Annotated in this window: 11 protein-coding genes; 6 read left to right on the top strand and 5 right to left on the bottom strand. The window is 64.4% G+C overall.

Annotated features, from left to right (window positions below):
• The first annotated feature begins 22 nt into the window (after positions 1 to 22).
• The 4 genes from LZC95_18990 to LZC95_18975 all read left to right on the top strand — a co-directional run bounded on the left by LZC95_18990 (position 23) and on the right by LZC95_18975 (position 4,031).
• Positions 23 to 667 carry an RNA polymerase sigma factor gene (locus LZC95_18990; GenBank protein WXA98895.1) on the top strand — a complete coding sequence of 215 codons (645 nt, stop codon included), beginning with the start codon at positions 23 to 25 and terminating at the stop codon, positions 665 to 667.
• The gene (locus LZC95_18985) at positions 664 to 1,500 is read left to right on the top strand and encodes a hypothetical protein (GenBank protein ID WXA98894.1); all 837 of its coding nucleotides are present in this window, start codon (positions 664 to 666) and stop codon (positions 1,498 to 1,500) included. Before LZC95_18990 ends, LZC95_18985 begins: the two co-directional genes overlap by 4 nt.
• Positions 1,497 to 2,525 (top strand): hypothetical protein, encoded by a 1,029-nt coding sequence (locus LZC95_18980; GenBank protein WXA98893.1) that lies wholly within the window; start codon positions 1,497 to 1,499, stop codon positions 2,523 to 2,525. The genes LZC95_18985 and LZC95_18980 overlap by 4 nt, the downstream gene beginning before the upstream one ends.
• Before the next feature lie 78 nt (positions 2,526 to 2,603).
• A complete protein-coding gene (locus LZC95_18975; GenBank protein ID WXA98892.1) occupies positions 2,604 to 4,031 on the top strand; it encodes a hypothetical protein in 1,428 nt (475 codons plus the stop codon).
• Here LZC95_18975 and LZC95_18970 read toward each other — a convergent pair.
• A complete protein-coding gene (locus LZC95_18970) occupies positions 4,015 to 7,134 on the bottom strand; it encodes a penicillin acylase family protein (GenBank protein WXA98891.1) in 3,120 nt (1,039 codons plus the stop codon). The genes LZC95_18975 and LZC95_18970 overlap by 17 nt on opposite strands.
• 203 nt (positions 7,135 to 7,337) lie before the next feature.
• On the opposite strand from LZC95_18970, the gene LZC95_18965 reads away from it, so the two are divergent.
• Positions 7,338 to 8,495 carry a hypothetical protein gene (locus LZC95_18965; GenBank protein WXA98890.1) on the top strand — a complete coding sequence of 386 codons (1,158 nt, stop codon included), beginning with the start codon at positions 7,338 to 7,340 and terminating at the stop codon, positions 8,493 to 8,495.
• Positions 8,496 to 8,517: 22 nt separating this feature from the next.
• Positions 8,518 to 9,042 (top strand): hypothetical protein, encoded by a 525-nt coding sequence (locus LZC95_18960; GenBank protein WXA98889.1) that lies wholly within the window; start codon positions 8,518 to 8,520, stop codon positions 9,040 to 9,042.
• Here the strand turns inward: LZC95_18960 and LZC95_18955 are convergent.
• From LZC95_18955 to LZC95_18940, 4 genes are all read right to left on the bottom strand, one after another.
• Positions 9,020 to 12,718: a M36 family metallopeptidase gene (locus LZC95_18955; GenBank protein ID WXA98888.1), complete on the bottom strand. Its 3,699-nt coding sequence runs from the start codon at positions 12,716 to 12,718 to the stop codon at positions 9,020 to 9,022. The genes LZC95_18960 and LZC95_18955 overlap by 23 nt on opposite strands.
• A gap of 307 nt (positions 12,719 to 13,025) precedes the next feature.
• Entirely contained in the window at positions 13,026 to 13,307 is a 282-nt protein-coding gene (locus tag LZC95_18950) for a DUF2283 domain-containing protein (protein WXA98887.1), read from the bottom strand.
• A 119-nt stretch (positions 13,308 to 13,426) separates the two neighbouring features.
• Positions 13,427 to 17,062, bottom strand: coding sequence for a M36 family metallopeptidase (locus LZC95_18945; GenBank protein WXA98886.1), 3,636 nt, complete (start codon positions 17,060 to 17,062; stop codon positions 13,427 to 13,429).
• Between the two features lie 292 nt (positions 17,063 to 17,354).
• On the bottom strand, positions 17,355 to 21,110 hold the full coding sequence (locus LZC95_18940; protein ID WXA98885.1) for a M36 family metallopeptidase: 3,756 nt from the start codon (positions 21,108 to 21,110) through the stop codon (positions 17,355 to 17,357).
• Positions 21,111 to 21,245: the final 135 nt, after the last annotated feature.

The following is a 21,245-nucleotide window of genomic DNA, read 5'->3' as shown; positions in this document are numbered from 1 at the left end:
GGCGAAGCTACTATGGGGGGGTATGCGACCTTCTTCGGTGCGCCCGTTGCGCACACGCAAGAGCAGCGACCAGGACGTGCCCGAGCGGAGTGACGCCGAGCTCGTGCTCCTCGCGCAAGCCCGCGATCCGCGGGCGGCCGCAGGGCTGTGGGATCGCTATGCACCGGCGGTGCGGGCGCTGCTGTTTCGCACACTCGGTCCGGGCTGGGACGTCGATGATCTCGTGCAGGAGGTGTTCGTCGGCTTCTTTCGCAACATCGCGAGCCTGCGCGATCCTTCGGCCGTGCGCTCCTTTCTCTTCGGCATCGGCCTGCGGGTGGCCCGCACGGCACTGCGCAAGAAGCGCGTGCGACGCTGGTTTCATCTGAGCGACAGCGGCCAGGTGCCCGACGTTGCCTCGAGCGCGCACGATCCCTCGTCGCGCGCGGCGTTGTTTCGCTTGTACGCCGTGCTCGAAGAGCTGTCCGATCGCGATCGCCTCGCCTTCGTGCTGCGCCACGCGGAGGGCTACGAGCTGACCGAAATTTCGAGCGCGCTCGGCTGCTCCCTCGCGACGACGAAGCGCTGCATCGCCCGCGCCGACGAACACGTGACCCGTCGCGCGCTCGAAGAGCCACTGTTGCAGTCGTACGTGTCCAGGCAAGACAAAGGGGAAAGCTTGCCATGAGCCATCGGCTGGGAGAACTTCTGCGAAACGCCACGCCGCCGGTCACGCGGCAGGAGCACCTCGAGGGCCGAGCGCGCCTGATTGCGTCCGTGGAGAAGATGCGCAAACCGGCGAGGGCGCGCTTCTATGCGCTGGCCGCAGCCGGCGCCGCCATCACGATGGCCTTGGTGGCCGCCGCAGCAACGCGTCACTGGTCGCCCACGCCCGCGCCTTCGACGACGGCAGCACCGATGCCGGTCCCAGCGCCGAGCGATGCGCCGCCCGCTCCCGTGCCTGCCCCCGAACTTGCGCCACTGCTCGAGCCCGAGATCATCGAGCTCGAACCGCAGGAAAAGCCGGCGACCCGCGCGGTGGTGCCGCCGACACCGGCTCCGACGTGGCGCGAACTGGTCGCGCGCGGAGAATTCCAACGCGTCCTGCGCGAGGCCAAGGCCGCCGGCTTTGGTCATGTGCTGCGAACGCGGCCCGCGACGGATCTGCGCGCACTGGGCGATGCCGTTCGCTACTCGGGCGACGAGGACCTGCAGGCGCGGGCCGTCTACGAATCCATCCGCGATCGCTTTCCCGGCACGGACGATGCGCATGTCTCGGCGTTCGTGCTGGGCCGGCTTTGCGAGGAGCATGCGAATCGCCCCGATGACGCGATTGCCTGGTACGCGACGTACCTGCGCGAAGCGGGCACGGGTCCCTTCGCCGGCGACGCACGAGGCCGAACCATGGTACTCGTGGCGCGCCGGTCCGGACGGCAGGCAGCACGCCCGCTCGCCTTGGAGTATTTAAAGCTCTATCCACATGGCCCTTACGAGAAGCCCGCGCTCGATCTCACTCGATGATCCAATCGCATAGCCGCCGCGCCTGGAGTGCGGCGGTGCTTGCGGGCTTCGCGCTCACGGCACACCCCGCGTTCGCGCGCGAACCGTCACGCGTGCTCATCGTGCATGAGCGTCGCGAACTCTCGAAAAAGGATGACGCGTTCCTCTCCGAGGCCTATTTGCGCGTCGCCTCCGAGCTGCGCAGCATCGGCTTCGACGTGCGCGAGCGCCCCGCACGAAAGGACGACAGCCCGCGCGCGGAAGTCGAAGCCGACGACGATGCCGTCGCGACCATCCTCGTCCGCCGCATGGGCGTCATGGCCGACATCTGGATCGCCGATCACGTCACGCACAAGACGGTGCTGCGCAAAATCGATCCCCACGACGACCCCGCCACCCTGGCGATGCTGGTCCTCGAATTGATGCGCGCCAGCCTGATCGAACCCTTCGCCGTCCCCTCGAAAATCGAGCCGCCTCCCCCGCCCTCCGAACCCGTGACCCGGTTCGTCGAGGAGCGTCCGCCGGCGCCGCCCAAAGATAAAAACGTCACCCTCGACGTGGGCGCATCGGTGCTTTGGGGCGACGTCGGTCTGGCCATCGCGCCCACCCTCGCACTCTCGTACCGTGTCACCGGCCCCATCAAAGTGGGTGTGCTCGCCATGGCCCCGGCCTTCGGTGCCGTCGTGCGCGGCGACCAAGGTGTTGCCCACGTGCGGCAAGAACTTGCCCTCGTGGAACTCGGCTATCACCCGTCGTTTCCAAAATGGATTCACCCGCGCGCGGCCATTGGTCTCGGTGGGTATCATCTCGCCGCCGAGGGCGATGCGCGCGAGCCTTATCGCGACGCGCGCGGTAGTGCCTGGGCTCTTCTCACATCGGCATCCGTCGGTGGCGCCATCGCGCTTTCCCGCACCGCACGCATCGCGCTCGATGCGCGCATCCTCGTTGGATTTCCGCGCCCGGTCGTTCGTTTTGCCTCGGAGGCAGTCGGCTCCGCATTGCGCCCGAGTGTCGCCATCACGACCGCATTGGAAGTGGATCTCTGAAGTGGATCTCCAAAGATCCGAATGCGTGAGCCGTTTGCGATCCGGGAGGCGACTACCCACTAAAAAGGAGTCCTCCCCATGCGTATGTCGCCCATCGCCGGAATCGTCGCGACCTTCTTTCTCACCGCCCTTTGGGGCGCCGGCTGTGGCAGTTCCGATGCCGATGCCATCGACGGCCCCGGCGGTGGCCCAGGTGGCGGCTTTGGCACCGATGCCGGAAACGGTGGCGGCTTCGGCGATGGTGGCTTTGGCGACGGCTCCCGCGGCGATGGCGGTGGAGGTGGTGGCGGCGGAGATTTCTGCAAAGGCACCGGCGCCGCGATCCCCGTTCCCGGCGGCGACATTTGCACCGGCGATCTCGGGCGCAAGCTCTTCAAGTTCGCGGCCTGTTCGTGCACGACCACCACGTTCAGCGGCACACTGACCACGGATTCCTTCAACTCGAACGTCGACGGCGGCGCCGCGCGCAACGGCGGCTCCATCGGTGCCAATGGGAAATTGACCAGCACCGGCGCGTACAAGATTGGCGGCTCCGCGTATTCCGGCGGCGAGGGTGTGGCCTCGGATGCCAACACCGTGGACTTCACCTCCTCGAGCGGCAGCACCATCTCGACGGATCTCTGGTCGCGCGGAAACATCAACATCATCGACTCGGGCACGACCACCATCGGTCGCGACGTGCGCGCCACCGGCAAGGTGGGCAGCATCGGCGTCAAAGTCACGGGCAAGGTCTACGTCCCGCAGAAGAGCAACGTGAGCGGCGGCGTCTCGAGCGGTGGCGTCGTCGAAGGCCCCGTTGCCGTCCCGCTCCCGTGCGACTGCGCGAACAAGCTCGATGTCGGCAGCATCGTCTCGAAGATGAAGACGAGCAACGACAACGCCGCCATCAAATTGTCGCCGGACGCCTTGGCCAACGGCGCCGCCCCCGTCACGGTCGATCTCCCGTGCGGCCGTTACTACCTCTCGGCGATCGGCGGTCCGGGGATCACCTTGAACATCAAGGGCCGCGTCGCCCTGTTCGTCGAGGGCAACCTGAACGTCGCCGGCGCCTTCAATGTCAATCTCGACCCCGGCACCGAGATCGACATCTTCGTGAAGGGCAACTTCTCCATGGCCGGCGGAACGCAGTTCGGCTCACCCAAGTTCCCGTCGAAGGTGCGCATCTACATCGGGGGCACCTCCTTCACCCTCACCGGGCGCTCCGACGTCGGTGGCAACTTCTACGCGCCGAATGCCACCATTTCGGCGCCGCAAGCCGGCTTCGAAATGTCCGGTTCGATCTACGGCAACAAGCTCGAATTCCCCGGCTTCTTCACCGTTCACTACGACGAGGCCGTGCTCGACCTCCAAGGGTGCCGGCCGCCGGGGCAAACCTGCAACTCGTGCAACGACTGCCAGGACGCCTGCAAGGGCGGACAGTGCGGGGGGTGCACGTCCGACGCGGACTGCTGCGCCCCCCTCCGTTGCGATACGAACAGCGGTCGCTGCATCAGCGACGTGCATTGAAGATCTGGACGACCTGCTGAAACGTCGGCCGGTTCGTCCAGTGAATCGGGGCCACGGTGAGGAAGCTTATCGCCGTGTGCTCCACCGAATCGTAATCCTCGACCACCGCGCCCGACTTCCCCTTCGCATTCGCGAGGGTGCTCCCGTCCCAGCTGGCGCGGTTCGAGAACCCGCCCAGATCGCCCACCGCCGCCGCCAGCGCATCGAGCGCCGCCTGGCGGCAGCCGGTGGCCGTCCCATCGCCGGCGCACTTCAATTGCCGGTAGTCGTGATGCCCCGGTGTATTTCGGGCCATCTGCAGCACGCGCTTCATGTGCTGGAACCAGCCTTGCTGGTACGCCGATCCTTGCGCACGCGGCGCATCGTAGCGCTCCTGGAGCACCGGCACGTGGGCCTTGTCCAGCGCATCGAGCTGCGGGAGCAGTTTCTCCATCAGGTGCGGGTACCACGCATCCATCAGGACCACCTGGGCGCGATAATCATAGACGCCATCGTGATCGCGATCGCGCCGCGGCGAGCCATCGTCCGCCCACGCCTGCAGCAGATCGACCAAGATCCGTTGGTCGTCGCTCAAAGGACCCGAGCGAAGCAGCGGCAAGAGGAGCGGTAAAAGCTCCTGGCCTCGCAGATCGGTGTAGGCCGCATCACCCATGACTTCGATCATGCTCGCAATATCGTGCTTCTTTCCCGAGGCTTGGAACGCGTCGAGCCGCCGTTGAAGCATGTCCGCCCGGTGCGTCGGGCCGTAGCTGCCGTTGCCGTCGGCCGCCCACCAGCCGGCGGCGGGGCTGTTGTTCCAGCTCGAAATCGTTCCGCGCGCCGGGTTGATGGCCGTGGGGTGCGCAGAAAGCGGCAAGAAGTCCTTCCACTCGAAGGCGCCCTCCAGCGGATCGCCCTGGGCAATCGGCGTGGACGTGTTGGTGACGAACACCTTGTTCCCGCCGAATCGAGAGAAATACCCCTCCGGCAGCGCGCGCATGCTGCCCCATTCGAAGCGGCCATCGCCCCACACGGGCAGCTCGGGGTGTTGCCCGATGTCGCGCTGCGGGTAAAGGCCACTATGGATATAGCCAATATCGTTCTTGTCGACATAGAGCCAATTGAACGTACCGGTGATGCCGTTGAACAGGCGCTGGAAGCTCGCGGCGTCCTTCACCACGCGCGTCGAGGTGAGCGCAAACGGCGCCGCCGTATCCAGCTCTCCGAAGAACGTCGAGCGCTGGATGGACACCGCCACCGGCTCGCCGCCGACCATCGCCGTCGCGAAGACCGGCCCGTAGTGCGTGCGCAACACGTAGCGCGACGCCACCTGCGGCAGCTGCGGAACGGGGCCATTCAGCCCATTGAGCGAGAGGCTCGCCGGGGTGGGCAGCACGTTCCAGCGGTCCGTCCGCTTGTAGAAGGCACGGCAGACCGGCCCGCGCCCATCGCCTTCGTCGAAGAGGTAACCGTCGGCGTCGGGAAAGCCGTCATGGTTCCGATCCTCGCGGGATGGCGCCGAGCCGGACAGATTGCACAACTTGGAAACGCGAATATCGACTTGGTCGGACCCGCCCGAGGTGGCACTCCACGCGAAGTCGATGCCGCGCCCAATGTTGATGTACGGCAAATCGCCAAAAACGACGCCGCGTCCCTCGAAGTCCTGCGGTGTCCCGCCATGCGAGCGGATGGCCACCTCCCAGAGGAGTTGCGGCAGGAAATACGATGACTGCGGCCCCATCACCGCGATGGGATGCCCCGCCTTGGTCTGGTTGGCCGTCACGCCGATGAAGTTCGACATGGTGTTGGGCAGCGGAAATCCCGCGCGCCGCAACGCATCTTTGCTGCCCTGAAACGGATCCAGCGGCGCATTCAAATGCCGAAGATCGCGGCCGCGCGGCAGCGTATCCGTTGCCCCCGCCGGGGCCGCGGGCTTCTTTTGCGCATTCACGCCGAGCACGATCCCAAGGTTGGTCTGGAAAATCTGCCGCGTTTGAAAGCTCCCGGGGTCCCAAATGGCCGCCCCAGGAGGCAACGCCGCCGGGCAGGCCTCGCTGACCTGGGGCGGCGACTGCGTGGCAAACGTCTCGAGCACGGTGCGCGGCGTATCGGGATCGACGGCATGCCGCAGGTCGCGCCAGAGATCGCACGCGCCCTGGGCCACGCTTCCGGCGCCCGGCTTCAACGCGCCATCCAGTTGCTGGAGCAACAACTCGTTCAGGTGCTCCCCGCCCCCGCCCGTGGCAAACAGCGATTGAATCAGAATGGCCGAGGCCACGATGTCGTTGCGCGTCCACTTCGCCGGGGGGAAGCCCAGCGGCCGCAAAAACGTGTACTCCGGCGGGATCTTCAGCAAATTGGGCCCGGCCAGCGAGGTGATGTACGCATTGATGCCGGACACCATCCCATCCAGATCCTGCACCACCAGCTCGCCCAGCGAACCAGCTTTCTGCCGCGTATTTTCCACCATCGCGGTCAGCTCGTCCTCGCTGTAACCGGCAATCGAGGCAAAGTTGGAATCGAATTCGTAAAAGTACTGCGCCGGCCCGAGGTACTGCGAAAGCCGTCCGCGGCCGATGTGGCGAAGCACGTCGTGAAGCCACAGCCGGTCCTCGGCCGAGGCATAACCGAACGCGTACATCGCCGAGGCGCGATCCGGTGCATCGATGAAGGGAACGCCCCAGCCATCCCGCTTGATGCTCACCCACTTGCCCCCGGGGGTCCAAAGCCACTTGGTGGACTTGACCACGTCCGGCTCGAGGCCCTCGTTTTTGAAGTAGTTGCACGCAAGATCGGACGAGGCAACATGCTCCGACGCATCGCGCGGCGGGGTACAGGGCGTCGCGGTCAGGCCGCGTTTCGCGTAGGCCAAATCACCATACAGCGCCAACGAATCGGTGAAGTTGGGCGGGTAAAGGCTGGTACCGCGCAAGCCGCCCGCGGAATTGCCATTCGCGCCGGGTGGCATGGCATTGAGGTAAATATCGCTTTGGCTCTCGGCCTCGAACGATTCCTCCTCGACCGAAACGCGATATCCCTCATCGCTGCTTTGGCTGCACGCGGCCAAAGAAAAGGCAGCCGTGGCAAACTTGGCAATACCGATTGCCCACGTTCGATTCGACATGGCACCCCCGTTCCAGCCCCCTGGCTTCGTATGGCTGGACGCGCAGGATACTGTCGAAAGCGCGCCATCTGACGAGCGAATATTTCGGTAGTGCTTCATCTTTAATGAAGCACACGTAGGTCGATGTAGCCTTTCACTTTTCGTATCGCCGTCGTGATCAACTTGGATGGGAGGTCCCATTAAGCGGCAAATAGGAGGACGTGATGACTTTACGCACTTGCTTCGGTTCCCTCGCCTGGGCCGCGTGTTTGCTCTTGAGTTCTGGCTGCAGCAACGATGACATCGACCTGGGAGGCCCCGGCGGTCAGAAGCCGGCCACCTACCCTCGTTTGATCGTGGCGGCGACGGACGGCGTTCATATTTGGGACAACGCGGCGTCCATCACCTCCAACGTTCCATCCAGCGTCCACTTTGCAAAGTACAGCAACGCCGTGGGGCTCGGCCTCGATGGCGACACCTTGGCCGTGGCCACGGGATTCGGCAGCGACACGCTTTTATCGGGCCTTCATCTCTTCGATCATGCTTCCCAATTGAAAGACGACGCGCAGCCGTCGAGGAGCGTGCCCGGCGCAGGATTCACCGGCGACTACCATGGAGGCTTCTTCGAGAACGGCCGTGTGGTGAACATCCAGGCCGATGGCCGGCACAATTTCTGGGTGCGGAGCGAAATCGACAGTGGGAGCGTTCACTTCGTGCCCGCCAGCGCCACCGCCCCGACCGCGCACTTCGGGAATTTGCTTCAATATGCCGCTTACGACGAGGCGCACGACAAGTTGCTCGGGAGCAACTTGGAAATGGTGCAGTCGCCGTTGTGGAAACAGGCCGCTTCCAAAACGGGCACGATTCGCAATGTCGACGATCAGTTCACGCAATACAGGCCACGGCAATTGGTCGTTTCGGGGGGACGCCTTTATTCGAATCTATGGGCGCCGAACACATCGGGGGCAGACATCGCCATTTGGAACGATCTTTCCACGATCAGCGCGTCGCGCGAGCCGGACGTCATCTTGCATTCGATGTGCGGCGGCCAAGGTGACATCAAGGCCCTGGCCGTTGCCAACGACACGTTGATCACGACGAGCGTGATGATGGAAAATGGGCAGTGGACATCCCATCTTTGCCTCTACAAGGGCGCGAGCACCCTCTCGGCCGAGCGCCAGCCCGATGCCACCGTCCACGAGGCCTCCCTTCATCCCACGCAAAACGGCGCGGACAAATCATGGCTCACCAAGGACGGGCACCTGTTCGTCTTGGATCGGGATGGCATCGCCATTTTCAAGGATGCGACCACCAACCCGACGTTCGTGACCCGGCTCGCCACCTCCAATGTGACGGCGTTCGACTTCCTCGTTCTCGAATAGCCGACTCGAGTATGCTGCGCGCATGCGCATCGCTCCGCTCTCGCTGCTCTTGCTAGGACTCGGTCTCGCTTCGCTTGGCACGACGGCGTGCCGCTCGTCGAACGAGGCACGGCCCGATCCGGCTCCGCCTTCGTCGGCGGCCCCGCAACGCGCGCCCTTGCCGCCCTCCGAGCAGGGTGCGCCGACGCAAGCGCCATCGGCGTCCGCTGCACCGTCGGCCGCCGCGCCCACCGCCTCGGCTTCGGCGGCTTCTCCGTCGGCCTCGGGTGCGCGCACGGGGGCGCCTGCGGGCTCCGGAGCCTCGGCGCTCGCCCCGGGCCATGGGCGCGACGGCGGAGCCGCCGGACGCGCAGAATGCACCAGCGACTCCGATTGCCGCGCGTGGTCCGACACGTGCGGCGACTGCACCTGCCGCCCGCTCGCGAAGGGCGTGACGGCACCGAAGTGCACGCGCAATCAGGTGCAGTGCTTCGTCGACCCCTGCCGAAACAAGCGCGGCGTGTGCAAGGCAGGGGCGTGCGCCCTCAACGACGACGGCGCGATGTAACCCGGCGCAGGAACATCAGCAAACCGCCGCCCAGCAAGAGCGCGAGTCCCTGCGTTCCCGGCGCCCTCACGGGCGACGTGGCGCATCCGCCGTCATCGTCGCCTCCCCCGCCCGGATCGGTGGGGTTGGTCGGCGAGCCCGCGTCGGATTCGGGGAAGGTCGGCCCACCACCGCCACCGCCGCCACCACCGCCCGGGTTCCCACCGCCCCCGCCATCGGCCGCTCCGCCTTTACCGGCGTCGGTGCCGGCGTCGGGCGGCGTCGTGACAACGCAGGCGCGCCGATCGTCGACCACGGTCGGGAATGGCAAATTGGTAATTCCGCTGAAGGTGAGGTTGTCGATATCCCAACCGGGCGCGCCCACCGAAACGTCGCATCCGACGCGGAAGCGCACCCGGATGGTCTTGCCCGCGAGCACCTTTCCGAACTTCAGTACCACGGGAACGTACTCGGGATATTTCGCCGATTGCCCTGCCCACGCCTTGCGCCCACTGAGCACGTTCTTGCCCTCCGCGGACTCGTAGACCGTCAAGGGGTACTTCGGATCGATGTACTCCGAAACGTCCTTCCAGGTGGTGCCACCGTCTTCGGACAGCTCGAAAACGGCTCCGTCGAAGAACACCTCCGGACCACCCGGCACCGCGGCCCCGCTCTCGAAATAGAAGCGGTGGTCGAAGGTCACGGAGAAGTCGCCGCTGCCCACCACCAGATCCGGTGACACGAGGCTCTCGTCCGACGCCACGCCGACGTCGGAGCCGTGCCACACGTGGTTCTGCGTGCCCCCCGTGCGGAACCACGACTCGATCGGCTTCGGCCCGTGCAGGAATGTCCACGCGGTGGTCGCGCTCTCCGCGTTGTCGCTCACCGACGACTTCGGCACGTCGTCGAAGTTGTAGAGCACGTTCGCGGTGGCCTCCAACGTCTTCGACGCCGCCGCATCGTTCGTCAGCGTGATCTGAATCGGAACCGACGTGCGCGCGAGCCGCGTTCGGTCCGCGGTCACGTTGATGGTCGCCTCCATCACCTCGAACGGCCCCATCGACGCGATGGTCGCCGTCGCGGGCTCGCCCGGTGAGCCGAAGAAAATGCTCGGCTCCGTGGAGCTCACGGAAATCGTCGTCCCCGTGAGCGCAGCCCACCCGGAGTTGCGCACCCGGACCACGAGCTTGCCCGTCTCGCCCGAGTCGAGAACGCCATCGCGATCGCAGGAGCTGCCCGAGTCATCCATCGTGGCGTCCACGAAGGCGAAGTCGCCGCCGGTCGAGAAGCTCTCCACCGCCTCGTCCAAGGTGTACGAATCCGTGGGCGGCGCCACCGCACCCACGCCGAGCCCGCGCTTGGCGAAGCCCTGCGCGAGGGCGTCGAAGTCCTCGCGCCGGCCGGTCGCCCAAACGGCGCCGAGGATCGCATCGCGCTGCTCGGCGAACGTCGGCTCGACCGGCGTCGCCTTCATGCCGGCCACGAGGTAATCGGCCATGCGCCGCTTGCTCTCTTCGAATGTCCGCGGCGGAGTCGCCGCTTGCCCCGCCTTTTGCAAATTGGCATAGGCGTCGAACAGCGTTTGCGCCCAAATCTCGCCGACGTTGTGCACCTCGCTCATGTCCGGTGAGGCCGGCTGCAGCGGTGCCGTCGTGGGAAGCTCCGATCGCCAGCGAATGTGCTGGAACGTAAACGGATTCTTCGCCATGTCCGTCGAATACGGCGCACGGCGGATACCGAAGTAGCTGGCATTGGGGAAAAGCCCCGCCGCCGCATACTGCGCGAGCGGAAACACGCGCCCGTCGAACGAGTCACCCGGGCGAATCGACATCATCAGCGCATTGAAGTCGGCCCAACCCTCGCTCATGCCGCCGCAGGAAAGCGAACCGCACACGACCAGGCGATGGTGCAGGTAGTGGCCCCACTCGTGGGCGATGATCGTGTTGTCGATCGTCCCATCGTGCAGCACCTCGGGCCCGCGGAAGATACTGCCCTGCACCGCCCCTTGCGCGAGCGCATCCTTGAGCTTCTGCCCATCTTCTTTGCTGAGCGAGACGAGCGGAATTTTGATGGTCGGGTCATCCAGCCCCGGGTTGGGGGGAACGTGCCCCTCGACGTTGTTGAGCAAGATGATGCCGATCGCACCGCCCGCCTGCGCATTCTTTCCTTTGGAAATGAAGTCGCAGGTTCCGCGGTCGATGATCGCAATCTTTCCCGCCACGTTCGTCGGCTTCTGGCAGCCGTCGCTCGGCGTATTGACGCCGTCGTCCGAGAGCACAATCGTTCCCGATTTATCGAATTCCTGCGGACCGTAGACGGCCGCACCGTACCCGTCGTCGAAGGTCAGCGCGGGCGTGGTCTCCACCTTGCGATTGGGCACCCCCGACCAGACGAACATTTGCATACGCGGCGACGTTCCCTCGGCAAACGTGGCCATGTTGGCATTGTTCATGTAGCCGTTGTCCGCGCCGTCCTGCGCCTGCGCGAGGAAGGGATCGCCTTCCACACCGCCGCGGCCGTAGTTGGAGAGCTGCGCATTTCCGGCGGCCTCGTTGAAGCCGGAGTCGTACCAGTAGTCGTGCAGCCAATTGGTGACGTAGAACATCTGCGTCACCGCGGCCTTGATCTGCTCGGGGTTCGAGTTCGGCTCTTGCTCGATGTCGTAGGTTCGATCGAAGGTCATCGGCCCGGTGATCTCACCGCGAAGGTCGACGCCGTCGTCATAGCCGTCGCCGATGGTCCTGCCATCCGCGTCCTGCTCGTGGGTATCGTTGCGGTCCGAATAGGCCCGCACGTTGTTCCCGAAGGTCACCGTGTCGATGGCGGCGAGCCACGGGTCGGCTCGTCCGTCGGGGTTCTTGTTGAACCCTTCCATGGAAACGAGATTCGGCGGCCGATAACCCGGGACGGACTTGTCCGGCGCCCCCGTTGGATGCGGGGAGTAGTCGACCATCGGCCCATCCATCGGAATGTGATTTCCATCGGCTTCTGCCCAAACCCTGTACTGAAACGCCTCGTTTTGCGTGAGCGATTGCCGATGGAGCACCCTCCCATCGGCCGCGCCCACGACGTACCCATAAGCTTTGTTCTCCTTGTCGCCCTGCTCGCGTGCGAGAAACTCGATGTAATACGCAGGTAAAAGCGCCGGCCCCTCGGGGAACCACACGCGCTTGGCCGTGGCCTCGGAGACGCGGGCATCGCCAGAGGGCGTGATGACGCTGTAGCCGCGCATCGAGCCGCTGCGAGCTCCATTGTCGCGCACCGCCTTCGGCTCCCGCCGGTACTTGTCGGCGTAGGCCTTGGACATGGCCTTCTCGGGGCTCAGGTCGAACGTCTTCACCCGAAGCGCGCGCGTGGACAGTGCGTCCGGCACCATCGTCGCGTGCAACGTCGAGCCGATGGACACGAGGTTCTTCTTCGCGTCGAGCACCACACTTGCACGTGAGCGAAACACGGGGATGCCGTCGACGTTCTGCTCGAACTGCACCACACTGGCCCCGTCCGCCATCGTATGTACCGTGCTCACGGGGACCTGGCGCAACTCCGCCTCACTCACCCCGAGCAATGCCGAATGACGCAACAGATGAACCCGCGCCGCCGTACCCCAATCCGCCTGAATCGCAGGCCGCAACCGATCGACCTGCGACCCCGCCCGAATGAACCGCGCCTTCCGCGTCGCCGCATCCCACGACACCACTTGCCCAAGTGGAACGTTGCCCAGCGCCGCCTTTATAGCGCCTTCATCATTGGGGGCCGCCGGCTTCGATGAGGCCGGCGCCGTCCGCTTCTCATGCGCACACCGCGTTAGCCCCAACAATAAAGTCCCAGTCGCCGCCAGCACGCCGACACGCCTCAAATAGGTCCGCATCTTCGTCCCCCCCAAGGTGTCCGATGATGTAACCAACGGGCGCAGCGCGCGGTGATGTTGTTCTTCAACAGCGCGAGCTTGGTCCCGCCCATGGGCGGAGCCACATCCGGCTTAGCTCCGCGATAGACGCTGGGCTTCAGGCCCGAGAACGATTTGGTCTTCTTTGGATTCCATCGGCGGGTACTTCTCCGGGTCGGTCCTGCTCCGCCTCGACATCGTCACCAACGATTTCGATGCCGATGAGAACACCGTCTTTGTCGAAGTCGAAAACGACGTACGGCCCTTGGTAAGCCCCCATGAGATCCGGCAACGTCACGGTCCGAGCGCTCGCGCCGACGGCGGTATCGGGATAGGTCGGCAGTCGCAGATATGCCGTCGTGGGTCCGGTTACTTTGAAATCGAACCTACCAATGGCCATGAGCATCAACCTCCGCGGTTGGCGTAGCCGTTTCACGGATTCGACGCAACAAACCCGACAAAATGCGGCGCGGCCGCCCGATGGGGCAGCCGCGCATTCGTGTGTGTGCGTGATGATTCTCAGCGATTGCGGCGGCGGCGCAGCAGCAGCATGAGGCCCGCGAAAAGGCCCACGCCCGAGAGGTTGCGCGTGGTGCTGCCGACGCCGGTGACGGAGCAGGACTCGTCCGGGTTCGTGAAGCGCGTGGGGACACCCTGCAGGCCACCATCGCCGCCCCCGCCCGCGGCTTTGCATTCACCGGAGTTGGCCCCCATCGAAGAGAACGGCTTGTTCGTGAGACCGGTAAAGGCAATGTCGTCGAGGTCCCAGCCGCCGGCACCGGCGCCCGGATCCGTGCCGATGCGGAATCGCACTTTGACGGTCTTGCCGGCGAGCTTCTTTCCGAAGTTCAGCGACACCGCGTCGTAGTTGGGATAGGTGTCGCGGGCCACCCACGCCGGGCGAAGTGACAGCGGGTTGACGTCCGAGGCGGCGATGGGCGCGAGGTACTTCGGATCCACGCCGTAGGTCGTAACGTCCTTCCACGTGGTGCCGTTGTCCTCGGAGACCTCCAACACCGCGCCGTCGAAGAAGACGGGCGCGTTGTCATCATCGAAGCCGTATTCGAAGACGTAGCGGTGCTTGAACGAAATCGTGAAATCGTCGTTGCCCACCGTGAGGTCCGGCGAGACCAGGCTCTCGTCGCCAGAGGTGCCCGTGTCGTTGCCGTGCCACACGTGGTTCGGACCATCGGCTCGGCGCGACCACGCCTTCAAATCGGTCGTGCCGTGCGTCATCGTCCATGCCGGCGCGCCGTTGCTCTCCACGTCGTCGGCCATCGCCGTCTTCGGTGCGTCGTCGAAGTTGACGGTCGTCTGAATCGTCTGCGCCATGCTCGGATGAACGGCCGCCGCGCTGCTCAAGGTCAATTGAATCGGCTGAAGGCCCCGGAACGTCGCCTCTTTGGCGATGGTCACCGGAATCTTGATGGTCGCGACGCCATACGGATTCAGCGACGCCACGGTTCCCTGACCCCCGTCGCCGAAGGTGATGCTCGAGTTGCTCGAGGTCACCTTCACGGTCGTGTCTTTGAGCTCCACCCAGCCGATGTTGCGCAGCTTGATGGTCACCTGCCCGGTCTCGCCGGCATCGAGAACGCCGTCGTGGTCGCACGAAGTCGCATCCACCTCTTCGACCTGCGCCTCCGTCACCACGATTTCGCCCTTGTCGGACGCGAAGCTCTCCACCACGCCCTCGAGCCCATCCTCGTTCGTGTCCGCCGCGATGCCGGGCGAGATCGCTCCAACGCCCATGCCCCGCTTCGCGAAGCCCTGCGCGAGCGCGTTGAAGTCATCCCGCCGATCCTGCATGGCCCAAACCGCACCCAGAAGGGCATCCCGTTGTTCCAGGAAGGTCGGCTCCACGGGCGTCGCCTTCATACCGGCCACGATGTAATCGGCCATCCGGCGCTTGATGTCCTTGAAGCTGCGCCCGGCCGTCTTGCCAACGTTCTGCATGTTGACGTACCCCTCGAAAAGGGTATTCGCCCAAATCTCACCAACGTTGTGCACTTCGCTCATATCCGCCGAGCCAGGGGCGAGCGGAACCCCCGTCGGCAACTTGGCGCTCTGCTGAACGTGTTGGAACGTAAATGGATTCTTCAACTTGTCCGTCGAATACGGCGCACGGCGAATTCCAAAGTACGGTGAACGCTGAAGCAAACCGGCCCCCGCATATTGGGAGAGCGGAAACGCTTTGTCATCCAGCGGAAGATCGGACTCGCGCACCACCATGAAGAGCGCATTGAAATCCGCCCAACCTTCGCTCATACCGCCACAGGATTTGGACCCGCAATCGACGAGGCGATGGTGCAAGTAATGGCCCCACTCGTGCGCCACGACGGTGTTGTCGATGGTTCCATCGTGCTTCGGAACCTCGGTTCCCTTGTGCAATGTCACCGTCGTGGGATTCGCTGCCCTGAATTTGGCCCCGTCTTCGAGGCTCAATCCGAGCAATGGAATCGTGATGCTCGGATCCGGAACACCGGGGTTCGGCGCGGCATTTCCGGCCGCATTGTTGATGAGGATGACCGCCGTTGCGCCGGCATCCTGCGCATTCTTTGCCTTTACCGTGAAGTTGCACGTACCGCGATTGATGACCGCAATTCGACCGGTCATCACCGGAAGCGCCGTGCAACCATCGGCGGGATTGGCAAAGGTCACGGGGCCCGTCACGTCGAACGTCTGCGGACCGAAGACCGCGCTGCCGATCCAGTCCGTAAAGGTCACCGGCGGCGTGGTCGTGATGCTGCGATTGTTCGGCAACGGCGACCACAAAAACATCTGCATGCGCGGCGACGTACCGTCCGCGGGCGTCGACATGTTCGCATTGTTGCCCTGGCCATGATCGGCGCCGTCCTGCGCCTCCGCATGGAGCACATCGCCTTCCATGCCGCCGCGGCCGTAGTTGCTCGCCTGCGCAACCTTGGAGACCTCGTCGAAACCGGAGTCGTACCAGTAGTCGTGCATCCAGTTGACGTCGTAGAAGATCTGCGTCACCGCCGCTTTGATCTGATCCGGGGTGATGCCGGGCTCCTGCGCCGTGTTGTACGTGCGGTCGAAGGTCTTGTCGGCGGTGGTGTTGGCGCGAAGATCGCCCGGCCCAAAGCCGTCGCCTACGATGTTGCCCGCGTCATCGGCTTTGTGCGTGTCCGTTCGGTCGCTGTACGCGTCGACGTTGTTGCCATTCGTCTCCACCTTGTCCGCGGTCAGCCACGGGTCACGGTTCTTGTTGAACCCATCGATCTCGATCAGGTTCGGCGCCGTATCGAACTCCAGCGGCGTCGCGCGCGGGGCACCGGCCGGGTGCGGCGTGAAGTCTTTGTACGGGCCATCCTTGGGGATGTTGTCCTGATCCGTCTCGGCCCAAACACGGTATTTGAATTTCTCGTATTGCGTCAGGGACGTCTTGTAGAGCACGTGCCCGTCTTTTGCGCTAACCGCGTAGCCGAAGGCCTCGTTCTCGTTCGACTGGGGAGCGCGGGCGAAGAACTCCATGTAGTATGCAGGTGTTAGCCCGTACTTGTCGGGGAACAGAATGCGCTTGCTCGTCGCCTGGAGCACGTTCGGTGCGTCTTTGACCGTGGCCACTTTCAAGCCACGCAATTCCCCACCGTGAACGGGCCCGGTATCTTTCACGGCACCGTCGGCGAGCTGCTGCCCGAAGTGCTCGTTGTACAGGCGGGCCATGGCCACTTCCGGCGAGACGCGGAAGTTCCACTTCGTCGCGTTGGTCGCCGAGCCGGCGATGCTCAAATTCGAACCGAGGGTGACGAGGTTCTTCGTCGCATCGACGACGACCGTCGCGCGCGCGCGGAAGACCTCGAGGCCGTCGATGCGCTGCTCGAATTGCACGATGCTGGCGCCGCCCCCGATGGGATGCGACGCCGTCACCGCGGCCCCGCGCACGGCATTCTCGTTCAAGCCGAGAGGCTCGGCATGACGCAGCAGGTGAACGCGCGCCGCCGTCTCGGCATTGACGCTTAGCGTTGGGCGATCGTCACTGAGGCCACCCTGAATGACGCGGGCGTTGCCATTCGCATTGCGCGAAATGACCTGACCCAGGGGAGTGGCCGCCAGCGCTGCACGTGCGCTTTCCTCGTCGGCATCGCCGGAGGGAGCCGCCGACGAATCGGTCGGCGACTCCTTCGCGCACATGGGTAGGGCCATAAGCAAGGCGCCGGCCGCGGTAAGAGCGCCAAATCGGGTCAGGTAATGTCGCATCGTATTCCCCTCGAAAATGAGACGTGTGACGAAATGCCAATTGGTATCACATCTTCGCTTCGCGGTTAAGTGACGGCGGCCCTGCGTAATTATGAGAACGGTGTAAGGCTTCTGCTGCACTTCGTGTTTCGAAAAGAGAAAGCGCGGCAGCTCCTTTGGCAGGAGCGCCGCGCCTTTTCACGTTTCGGGGATATTTCTGCTATTCTTAGCTAGTTTCCCGCTGGTTTCACGGGCGATTGCGACGCCGGCGCAGCAGCATCATGAGCCCTGCGAACAGGCCGACCCCCGACAGATTTCGACTCGTATCCCCCACCGCACCGACGGAGCACGAGCTATCCGAGTTGGTATAGCGCGCGGGAACGCCCTGCGGACCGGCATCGGCACCCGGCGCGCCGCTGTCGGGCGCGCCCGCGTCGGGCGGCGCCACGGTGCATACCGCTTGGTCGTCTGCCTGCGTCGAGAAAGGCTTGTTCGTGAGCCCCGTGAACGCGATATCGTCGATGTCCCAGCCGCCTGCGCCGGCCCCCGCGTCGGTGCCAATGCGGAATCGCACCTTGATGGTCTTTCCGCTCAGCGCCTTCGCCAGGTTCAGAGAGACGGGCTGGTACGCCGGATAGCCTTCGGACATGGCGCCCCACGCCTTTTGTAGCGAAAGGACGTTGCTCGTCGATTTGAGGATCGTCGCCGGGTACTTCGGATCGACGTACGTGCTCACGTCCTTCCACGTGGTACCGCCGTCTTCGGACACCTCGAGCACACCGCCATCCCAGTACTTGACCGCTCCACCTGCCGGAGCCGGCGTGTACTCGAAGGCGTGGCGATGCTTGAACGAAATCGTGAAGTCGTCCGTGCCCACGACCAAATCGGGCGACACGAGGCTCTCGTCGCCCGACGAGCCGGTGTCGTTGCCGTGCCATACGTGGTTGGCCCCGTCGGAGCGACGCGACCACGCCTTCAAGTCCGTCGTCCCATGCGTCATCGTCCACACCGACGGCGCCGCACTTTCGACGTTGTCGGTGGCCGAGGACTTCGGCGCATCGTCGAAGTTGACCACCGCGTTCAGCGTGCCAAGCACGCTCGCCTTGATGGCCGCCGCATTCGTCAAGGTCAGCTGCAGGGCAACTTGCCCTTTGACCGTTGCATCCTTGGCAATCGAGACCGGAATGGTAACGGTCGCATCCTCGTACGGATCCAGCGACGCCACCGTCCCCTCCCCGCCGTTGCCGAACGTGATGCTCGCATTGTCCGAGGACACCTTCACCTTGGTGTCCTTGAGGTTGACCCAGCCAATGTTGCGCACCTTGATGGTGACCGTGCCCGTTTCGCCGGCATCGAGAACGCCGTCGTGATCGCACGAGCCGCTGTCCGTCTCTTGAACCGTGGCATCGGAGACGACCAGATCGCCCTTCTCGGCCTCGAAGCTCTCGGTGACCCCTTCGAGCGTATCCGTGTTCGGATCCGCCGGGGTGACCGGGGAGACTGCGCCCACGCCCATACCGCGCTTGGCGAATCCCTTGGCCAAGGCCGCAAAATCGTCCTTGTTCCCCATGGCCCAGGTCGCCGCGAGGATCCCGTCGCGCTGCTCGGTAAAGCTCGGCTCGACCACCGTGGCCTTCATACCTGCCACGAGGTAATTGGCCATTCGGCGCTTCTTCTCCTGGAAGGTGCCCGCGCCTTTTTGCAAATTGGCATATCCCTCGAAGAGGGTCTGGGCCCAAATCTCGCCGACGTTGTGAACCTCGCTCATATCCCCACCGGCGAGGATCGGGGCCGTATCGGGCGGGGTCGAGCTTCCCTGGATATGCTTGAACGTAAACGGATTCTTGCCCAAGTCCGTGGAATAAGGAGCTCGCCGAATACCGAAATACGCCGAGTACGTATCCGTGGCCGTCGCATACTGCGCCATCGGGTACGCCGAGCCCTCGATGGTGTCGCCCTCGCGAACAACCATGAGCAGCGCGTTGAAGTCGGCCCACCCCTCGCTCATGCCGCCACACGCTTTGTTTCCACACGTGATCAGGCGGTGGTGCAAATAATGACCCCACTCGTGCGCCACGACGGTGTTGTCGATGGTGCCGTCGTGAAGCACCTCCCCCCCGCGGTAAAGCGTCGCGTTCACCGCGCCAGCCTTCAGCGCATCTTTGACCTTGGTCCCATCCTCCAGGCTCGCCGAAAGCACGGGAATCGTGATCGTGGCGTCCGTTCCGGCCGGATTGATGATTTGGTGGCCGGGCGCATTGTTGACCACGAGCACACCTGCAGCCCCCGCCGTCTGCGCATTCTTCACTTTGATGACGAAGGAGCAGAAGCCGCGGTCCACGACCACGATCTTTCCGGCGAGCCCGGTCAACGGCTCGCAGCCGTCGCTCGTCGAGCCACCGGGATCGCCGACCACACCGTCGTTGGCCAACACCGCAGCGCCCGTGACATTGAACGACTGCATGCCGAATTGCGCAGCACCGAAGGCATCGTCGAACACGATCGCCGGGGTCGTGGTCACCTTTCGATCGGCCACGCCGTTCCACACGTACATCTGCATCTTCGGCGACTTTCCGTCGGCCGGTGTGGACATGTTCGCGTTGTTCGCCTGTCCGAAATCGGCGCCGTCCTGCGCTTCGGCGAGCAGCGGATCGTTGCCCACGCCTCCGCGGCCCAAGTTGTCGCGCTGCGCGTTGCCGGACGCCTCGTTGAACCCCGAGTCGTACCAGTAGTCGTGCATCCAGTTGTTCACGTAGAACAGCTGCGTGACGGCGGCCTTGATCTGATCCGGGCTCGCATTCGGAGCTGCGCCCGTGTTGTAGAGGCGGTCGAACGTCCGCGCCGCCGTAACATCCGCCCGCAGGTCGCCCGTGCCGAAGCCATCGCCCTCGCCGGTCGGGTTCCCGTCGGCGTCCTCCGCGTGGGTGTCCGTCCGGTCGCTGTAGGCATCGACGTTGTTTCCCGACGTCGTGGTGGCGTCCGCTGCAAGCCACGGATCCTTGCTGGCATTGAAGCCATCGATCTCGATGAGCGGCGGCGTCTTGTTGAACTCGGGCCGCACGTTCTTCTGCGGCACACCCGCGGGGTTCGGCGAGAAGTCCTTGTACGGACCGTCCGTGGGAATGTTGCCCTGATCGGTCTCCGCCCACACGCGGTACTTGAACTTCTCGTTCTGCGTGAGCGACGTCTTGTACAGAACGCGCCCGTCTTTCGCGCTCAACACGTAGCCGAATGCTTCATTTTCCTGGGACTTCGGACCGCGGGCGAAAAACTCCACGTAGTACGCGGGCGTGAGACCGTAAGCGTCGGGGAACAACACCCGCCTTGCCGTCGCATCGGAAACGCGGGGCGTGCCCTTCGGGCTGGCCACGGCCAGGCCGCGCAATTCGCTGCCGTTCACCGGCCCCGTATCGCGCACCGATCCGCCAGCCAATGGCAGGCCGAAATGCTCGCCGTAGAGACTCCCCATCACGGCTTCGGCCGGGAGCGTGAAATCCCATTTGGCCGCGTTGGTCGCCGAGCCGGCCCTGCTCAAATTGGAGCCGAGTGAAACGAGGTGCTTCGTGGCGTCGACCAGCACCGTGGCGCGGGAGCGAAAGACCTCGATGCCGTCGATACGCTGCTCGAACTGCACGATGCTCGCACCGCCGGCAACCGCATGCGACGCCGTTACGGCGGCACCGCGCACGGCGTCCTCGTTCAAGCCGAGGGCCTCGGCGTGACGCAGCAAATGGACGCGAGCGGCCGTCTCGGCATTGACGCTTAGCGTTGGGCGGTCCTCACCGAGACCCCCCAGGATCACCCGCGCATTGCCTTGCGCATTGCGTGAAACGATCTGGCCCAGAGGAGTTCCCGCCAATGCCGCACGGGCGCCTTCTTCATCGGCGGCACCGGCCGGAGTCACCGAGGATTCGCTCGGCGACTCCTTCGCGCACATGGGAAGGGCGGTCAGCAAAGCGCCGGCCGCGGTAAGAGCGCCAAATCGGGTCAAGTAGTGTCGCATCGTGCTCCCTTTGAAAATGAGACCTCAGGCGAAATGCCAAACGGTATCGCATCTTCGCGTCGGGGTTAAGTGACGACACGTTCTCTATTTTATGACCAAAGAGTGGCCTTTTCCAAAAGGCCACTCTTTGTGCAA

Source organism: Sorangiineae bacterium MSr12523 (assembly GCA_037157775.1).
GTDB classification, from domain to species: Bacteria; Myxococcota_A; Polyangia; order Polyangiales; family Polyangiaceae; genus Pendulispora; species Pendulispora brunnea.
Note: the sequence above shows the minus strand (reverse complement) of the source record. Positions and strands in the feature narration are given on the sequence as shown.